This window comes from Parasphingorhabdus sp. (assembly GCF_036963705.1).
Classification (GTDB): Bacteria; Pseudomonadota; Alphaproteobacteria; order Sphingomonadales; family Sphingomonadaceae; genus Parasphingorhabdus.
This window is the reverse complement of the sequence record NZ_JBALUT010000094.1, coordinates 1-7579: the sequence shown is the minus strand read 5'-3', so window position 1 is coordinate 7579 and position 7579 is coordinate 1. Positions and strand designations below refer to the sequence as shown.

At 52.3% G+C, this 7579-nt stretch carries 6 protein-coding genes; all 6 read right to left on the bottom strand.

The features are described 5' to 3' along the window. Window positions 1-183, bottom strand: a 183-nt coding sequence (locus tag V7680_RS14250; RefSeq protein ID WP_335653932.1) for a hypothetical protein, incomplete at its 3' end; no start/stop codon positions are given. Between the two features lie 211 nt (window positions 184-394). Then, on the bottom strand, window positions 395-1663 hold the full coding sequence (locus tag V7680_RS14245; protein ID WP_335653931.1) for a GspE/PulE family protein: 1269 nt from the start codon (window positions 1661-1663) through the stop codon (window positions 395-397). Between the two features lies 1 nt (window position 1664). After that, entirely contained in the window at window positions 1665-1988 is a 324-nt protein-coding gene (locus V7680_RS14240; protein WP_335653930.1) for a hypothetical protein, read from the bottom strand. A 102-nt stretch (window positions 1989-2090) separates the two neighbouring features. Beyond that, a complete protein-coding gene (locus V7680_RS14235) occupies window positions 2091-4793 on the bottom strand; it encodes a TonB-dependent receptor domain-containing protein (RefSeq protein WP_335653929.1) in 2703 nt (900 codons plus the stop codon). Between the two features lie 75 nt (window positions 4794-4868). After that, window positions 4869-6401, bottom strand: coding sequence for a hypothetical protein (locus V7680_RS14230; RefSeq protein WP_335653928.1), 1533 nt, complete (start codon window positions 6399-6401; stop codon window positions 4869-4871). A 289-nt stretch (window positions 6402-6690) separates the two neighbouring features. Beyond that, entirely contained in the window at window positions 6691-7074 is a 384-nt protein-coding gene (locus tag V7680_RS14225; protein WP_335653927.1) for a hypothetical protein, read from the bottom strand. Window positions 7075-7579: the final 505 nt, after the last annotated feature.

Genomic DNA, 7579 nt, shown 5'->3' with positions numbered 1-7579 from the left:
TCGTTCCATCGCCGATACTAGGGCGCTGTTATCTGATTGAATTGTATAAAATAGACTCATGGGTAACCACCCAGTTTCGGTCATTCCACCTGATTGGGTGGGAAATAAAAGCTGCTGGTCCGCTAGCGCCCCAATACCGGAAGTACGAAGACTAAGCTGAGTTTTCTGAAAGCGGCCGTTCATTTTTACCTGTTTCCGCTCTTTGGCCTGTGATCAAATAATTAATCCATCGCCATCGGCTCAGCGAGCGTGAATCTTTTGAGGTATTGGACCGCTGGTCGGCACCCTGAAAGCGCCAGCCTGGATTTTGAATTTTTCATGTGCTCGACTGAAGTCCGTGAATGGATTGGGCAATATTCTCCGCGTGATTCTCTCGCTCCCATATCGTGAAAAGCTAGATTCGGCGCAAATGGCTTACCGCGATGGGTTCCCGTCGAGATATTCTTATACCCTCTTCTGCTGTTGTGACGCCTTGCTGGACCATATTGCGGGCGGCCGATGCCAAGCCGGGTTGTTTGTAAAAGGCATGAGCTGATATGCGCGCTTCATCGCCTCCACCATTGATAAGCCTGCGGGTCGTCTCGTCAATGCGGATCGCCTCGAACACACCGATATGCCCCTGGAATCCCGTCTGGTTGCAAAGATTGCAGCCCGTTTCCCGAAAGACCACCGTGCCACGATCAAAGCCCAGAAGGGAAGCAAGTGAACCTTCTGCCTGTATCGGAATTCGGCAATGCTCGCAGAGCTTGAGAACCGTCCGCTGACCGATGATAGCCCGAAGCGAGGACGCCATAAGGAACGGATCCACGTGCAAATCGCGCAATCGCGCAATCGCGCTAACAGCATCATTGGTGTTTATAGCCGATAGGACCAGATGGCCGTTGAGAGACGCCTCCACTGCTACTGCGGCGGTCTCGCGATCAGCTATCTCGCCAACCATGACAACATCGGGATCCTGTCGGAGGATCGCCCTCAGACCATTTGCAAAATTCAGGCCGCGTTCGGTATTGATTTGGGTCTGTCCCGTGCCTTCGACGGCATATTCTATCGGGTTTTCGACCGTCAATATATTGCGGGTGCCGTCATTCAGTTGCTTCATTCCGGCATAGAGCGTGGCCGTCTTGCCCGAACCGGCAGGGCCGCAAACCAGTATCAGGCCATCAGGCTGAGCGAGTGCATCTGTCAAAATCTGTCGGATATGCTCTGACATGCCAAGCAGCTGGAGCGCGCTTGATGTGATTTGTTCGTCAAGAATACGCAGTACGATCCGTTCACTCGTTCTGTTGGCGCTCGTGTTGGGAAGGGTCGAGATGCCGACGTTCCGTATCTTCCCCCCAAGATTCAGGCTCACCAATCCGTCTTGTGGTAAATCTTGATCAACGAAATCCAGGCGTGACATCTGCTTTACAAGTCTGATCACAACAGTTGCCAACTGCGGCGGTAAACGAAGTTTCTCGACGAGCGCGCCGTCGACGCGCGTACGGATGACCAATCCAGACCCATTCGATTCCAGATGAACAGCCGAAGCACCCTGTCGCGCAGCTTCTGCTATGATTCCGTATATTAGGCGAAGTGGAAGCGAGTCTTCACTTCCTGTCACGATACCCGGCGCATTGTAAAAATCCGCTGCAAGATCATCAATGACGTCACCTGTTCGCATCATTTCACTGGCAATCACGGCAGTTTTGACCGGTTTTCGCAGCCGCCGCAAAATGTTCGTTGAACAGCTTTTCAAAACCGGCCTCATCGACGATTTCGAGATCAATCGGCATGGCAAGATAACGTTGTATCTCGAACAATGACAGAGGATCGGAACCATGCCGCAATGCAATTTTTATGCGCTTGCTATCACCCGCTACGAACAAAATCCCGTGGTCGCGCGAATAATTGTAAGGCAGATCGAGCAAGGGCCGGTCGAGAGCCGGCACTTCGCGACGACCATCCGCTTTTCCGTTCGGAGAGGTCTGTTCTGCAAAATCTTCAGTCACGATAGCCCCCGTAAAATCTTCACGCTATCTTTCGCACGGCAAGGTGACGGATCGGGGACTCATCGGTGACAGTAAGATTACAGTGAAATCGATGGAAACCCGTCAAAAGTTCAGACCGATGCTCATCGAAAAACGCGTACCCACTTCATAGGCATTGTTAAGAATGGTCGAGCTGCCCAGCGTCTGGGATTCACTGTAATCTGTGCCAAGAACATTGCGGGCTTCAAATTTCAATTCGAAATCCTGACCAGCGATGTTCATTTCCTCGCGCAATACAAGGTCGAGCCGCCAGCCTGTCTTCTCGATCAGATCCGGCTGATCCTGCGGTCCGCGCGCGGTCACCCTTGGGCTGTTATAGGTCAGCAGAACGGTTTGTTGCGACAATAGTCCGTCCTCCCGTTCCATCCCGAATTGCAGATTGCCAACATGGCTGGATTGGCCGGTCAAACGATCACCATCATCGAACAGATTGGCCGCGTCGGTTGGCTGAAGCGTGACCGGGTTGATTGCCTGATCACCTGCGTCCACCTTTATTTCAGACTTGGTGTAAGTGTAGTTTGCAGCAAGCATTAGGCGGCGATCTTCAAAGAAACTGCCTCCCAGATCATATAGCGGGAAATATTTCACCAGTTCGACTTCTGCACCATATAGCGTTGCGGTTGGCGCGTTGGAAAAGCCGGTAAACAGCGTGCCGCCGCCTTGAACAAAGGCTACATTTTCAATAGGATTATCGATCTTCTTGTAGAAGCCGGCAAGGGTAATGCGTTCACCGCGGCCGATATAATATTCATACCTGCCTTCAATATTGATCAACTCGCTATCGCTCAGCAAGGGGTTGCCGATAAAAGTGCGGTCGGTTTCCAGATCAAGAAATTGCTGGGGTGCCAGTTCACGAAACTGTGGGCGGGCAACGGTTTTGGAAGCAGCTAGCCGAAACTGCATATCGTCGGCAAAATTCCAGGTCAGCGTTCCGGCGGGCAGCCAATAGTCATTGCTTATGCCGGATGCGAGAGAGGCGGTTCCCCCTTGCAGCAGAATAGGTGTCACCGATTGCTGCGCGTCCTCGTAACGGACACCGAGGTTCAAACGCAGACCATCGGCAAGTTCTGCGTCAATCTGGCCGTAGCCGGCATGGATTTCAAGTTGCGCTTCATAGGCTGGTACAGAGGATTGTGCCGCCACCTCGCGCAATTCAATTTCATGGGTGAAAATATTGAAATCCGACAGGAGAAAGTCGATCCGCTCCTGTTCAATGGGATTGGGAAGACCATTGGCCGGAACAAACCTGAAGTCTCGGCGCTGCGCCTGACGATCATTGAGATAATAGCTATAACCGACGTTGAGATTGACGGGTATGCCGATGTTGGTTTCATATCCCAGATCCGCGCCACCGCCATAAACATCATCATTCAGATCGCTGAACTGGATGCGTGCAGACTGGCCAGGTGAGGTCAGGTCGTTGACAAAATCATTGGCGGTCTGATCATCAAAGGCATAGCTGTATGACCGTTGATAAGGTGCGTCGCGTTTGGAATTGGCATAGGCTCCGCGCAGATCAACGGAAAATGCGCCAAACTTGAATTCGCCGACAAACTGGGTCGTGAAGAGTTGCCGCTCGAACCAGCTTGTGCGTCCCTGGTTAAGCAATGTTTCTTCATCAACATTTATCGCGTCGATACCGGCCTTGATCGATGCTTCTTTCGAAGTGTCATGGATATACAGATTGGTGAAACGCAACTTATGCTCGCCGATCTCTGCCGACAATCCAAGCAGCCCATTGACGATAATGCGATTCTCGGTGGTGACAAAATTGAAATTCTGATCGGGAAGCAGGCCTGCTTCGCCATTGATATTGACGATTCCCTGCGAAGTCTGCTGCAATCCGGCCCGGGTGCGCCAGCCATTTTCAAACCCTGCTGTCGCGACAATGCCGATGAAGGCATCACCGACGTCTAATGTGGTGCCGCCGGTGATTTCTGCCGAAAAGTTCGCTGGAATATCGTTGTTAGTCTGGATCAGGTTCGTATTTGCATTGTTGAGGCTAGCGCCGAAACTTTGCAAATCGAGGCTGGAAAACTCGGTGCCGACCGAAATGGGAATATTGCGCGCAAGAGCCTCTGCGAGCCCGCTTGGAATGTTCCGCAAACCATTGTCGTAGCCGACAATGTCAGTGTCAGAGCCATCATATACATAGCCCAGTTTACCGGTTGTCTCGCTATTGCCGCTAATACCGAACTTCATTTCCAGAAAGGGCTCTTCTGGCGTTGATTTGGTCGTGAGGTTGATCACCCCGCCGCCAAATTCTCCGGGGTAATTCACGGAATAGCTCTTCTGGACAACCGTTGAAGCGATGACGCTGGTCGGAAACAGGTCGAGTGGAACCACGCGTCGCAATGGTTCCGGGGATGGCAAAGGCAACCCGTTCAGAAGCGCAAGAGAATAGCGCTCGCCCAAGCCGCGGACGAACACGAACCTTCCGCCAACGACACTCAGACCGGTAACGCGCTGCAACGAGCCAGCAATATCTCCATCGGCGGCGCGCGCGATTTCTGCTTCGCCGAGCACCGAAACAACTTCGGATGTGGCGCGAATCGGATTGGGCATAAATTTACCGCGAACGATAATATCGCCACTGAAATTACCGCCCGGCGCAGAAATATCCACATCGTCATCGGGTGCCAGATCATCGGCCGGTGCTTCTTCTTCGGTCGGCTCGCTTGCTGGCATTGTCTGCGCAAAAGCCGAAGGGGACAAAAGCGCCGTGGTGAGCATAAGGCTGGAGATAAATGAGGCCCGCTTCTTCATCGGAATTTTTCCTTGTCACATATATAAAATGGGATGGCGGCCAGTTTGACCGCCATCCCGCAAGTCTTCTCGGGGTTAACCAATGGTCGGAGCGGTCGCGCAATCATTGGCATAAAGACCGCAAGTCCAGCCTTGGAAACGCGTGTCGTTCGCGTCTCTGACAGCGCCGATGTAATTTACATCTTCAAAGAAGCTGTTCACGCTGCTTACCGCAAATGGGGTTATGCCGCTTTCGTTGGCTCCGTTCAGGAAGGGGAATGCAGCCGCGACATTGGCAAGGGTTGATGTGCCGTTTGCAGTGTTATTCGCCCCGGCGTTGAACAAAGTCTGTATTTGAGCGACCGTGATGTTGCCATCGTCGACAAAGGCTGTCGGACAACTCAGGAATACCGATTGAAATACGGGAGGTCCGTTCTCGTCAGGACCTGCGCCCGCTGCTTGAACAGTGGTAGCACTATCAATATCGATACAGGCTCCGCCATTCCGGCTTGTGAAAACGCTATTATAGAATGCATAATCGCCACCGCCACGAAGCAGGATCACGTGATCGCCGCCGCTGGATACGAAGGTCACATTGGCCAGTTTGTGATCCTGACGTGGTTCGGCGTCTTCATCGCCGTTGGAGTCCGCTTCCATCACATGGTCGCCGCCGCCAACGCGCTGGACTGCCAAAACAAACTGGTTGTGCCCTTTGTAGCCGGAGTCAGAATCCACCGAGTCATCATCAATACCGGTCATCACAAGATTTTTGCCATTGACCCGGCCACCGAACCATTCAACCCCGTCATCCGAGCTGTTGTGAACCTGGATATTCTGGAAAAATGTTCCGCTTCCGACGCCAGCCATGGTGATGCCGTTCAATTCGTTGCCAGGAGAAACTTCAAAGCCGGGATAGCGGACCTGGACGTAGGATAGACGTCCACTGGAATCGGCTGGAAGCGTGCCGCCATAAACCGCGTTGGAGGGGCCTTCGACGATTGCTTCGCAGTCGGCTCGTGCGCCGCCGGGGTTGGAGGCACCACCGGTTGCACAATCGGAAATCGGTGCCCGTCCGAGGATAACAATGCCACCCCATTGACCGATACTGTCAACGCCAGTCTGACCCAATATATTCTGGCGCGACGTAAAGATTATCGGTGCGGTAGCCGATCCTTCGGCAAATATCTGTGATCCGCGGTTAACAAGCAGGAAGTCGCCGCCAGAGGAACCAAATATGGTGACGCCCGGTTCAATGGTCAGGATACCGGTTGTTCCGCCGTCAACGCCGACTTCCACGCCGCCGGACAGGGAGTAAACGGTGTTTGCGGTACTGGGTCGCTTGGGCAGAACAAGGTTACCCTGGACAATACCTGACACCTGGCAATTGCGAGCCTGTTCTCCGTTTCCGGTGGTGATCACACCAACATTGGCCGTGCCAACCGGACAATCAGCGGCAGGAGTGCCTGCAGTGGGTGTCGGTGTAGGCGTGGGTGCGGGCGTAGGGGCAGGAGTTGGCAACACAACAATATTACCTTCACCGGGTGAAGCGACACTATCCGCGCCGCAGCCAGTGACGATAAACGCTGCCGCACTGGCAAAAAGGATAGAATGGAACTTTTGCTTATTCATCGAAATGGTCTCCGCAGAACTGGTTTGAAACATGATGTTCAAACGATGCGGTTCCGAACCGGCTTAACCCCATCGCCTTCGGGTCAGGCCAATAGGCATAGATAAAGACTCGTCAGTGCGATTCGAATGACGCTTCAGAGACAAAATTATTTCAGAATTATTGCAGTCGGCGGTGAGAGCGCAGATCGTCGGCATTTATAATGCTGCACCGCAATGTCGACAATTTTCTACAGGCAAAAAAAGGGCGGCTAAACATCAGCCGCCGTTTCTTAAAAATGGGTTCGCTTGGTTAGCGTGCAGCAAGCATATTGTTCATTCTATGCAGAGCCACTTTTGCTGCCTTGCGCGAATTGATCACCGTGCCATCGGCAAGAACCAGATCAAAGCTGCGATTGCTATTCATCGCTGCCGTGAACATTCTGGCTGCCTCGCCGGTGCGGCCAGTACGTTTATAGGCTTGGCCCAGATTAATAAGCCACGCCGGATCTTTGGCACTCACACCGTCAGCGGCTTCTAGTTGGGCAATTGCGGTGTGAACATCACCAGCAACCAGTGCATCATAGCCCAGCGCGCCTTTGGCATAGCCAATTTCACCCTCTGGAGCTTCCGCCAAAACGGGCGTGACTGTCATAAAAAAACCAGCTGCAATTCCTAGCATTTTTGCCGTTTTCATCGCATCATCTCCTGTTGTCAGCAATAAATATTACACTTTTGTGACTCAAACTGCAACAGAACTGCAATTTTTGCTCCACTGTTTCGAGAAGCGCAGAGGCAAGACGGACCATAGATAAACCACATCCTTCGGTTCCATCAGGTTGCTGACCGGCAATCGATTTTCAAACAACCAATGTTTACTGTGCGACCAGTGTCAGAATTTTTGGTCTGCTACCGAAAAGCGGACTGTCGCAAATCCAGCCAATTACAGCCATTAGAACTGATTGTATGGAAATCAAAAGGGGCTGGACTGAAAACGCCCCGCAAGCGGACATTTTATAAAGCCGCGTTTGACGATTGACCGTTGTTAATCAAGGTTTTGCGGCAGTCGCAGCAAGAGCCTCCAAATTCCCAGATATTTTCGCTAGAAGGTCATCTTTTCCTGTTATACCATAGGATTGAGCAGTTGACGTAATTTGGGCGTAAGTGATTTGAACGGGCTCATTCGCTGGAGCCGTTATGAG

Bases quoted from the DNA above. Each gene is read 5' to 3' on its own strand.
- V7680_RS14245 (WP_335653931.1), bottom strand. From the start codon at position 1,663: ATGATGCGAACAGGTGACGTCATTGATGATCTTGCAGCGGATTTTTAC.
- V7680_RS14230 (WP_335653928.1), bottom strand. From the start codon at position 6,401: ATGAATAAGCAAAAGTTCCATTCTATCCTTTTTGCCAGTGCGGCAGCG.
- V7680_RS14235 (WP_335653929.1), bottom strand. From the start codon at position 4,793: ATGAAGAAGCGGGCCTCATTTATCTCCAGCCTTATGCTCACCACGGCG.
- V7680_RS14225 (WP_335653927.1), bottom strand. From the start codon at position 7,074: ATGAAAACGGCAAAAATGCTAGGAATTGCAGCTGGTTTTTTTATGACA.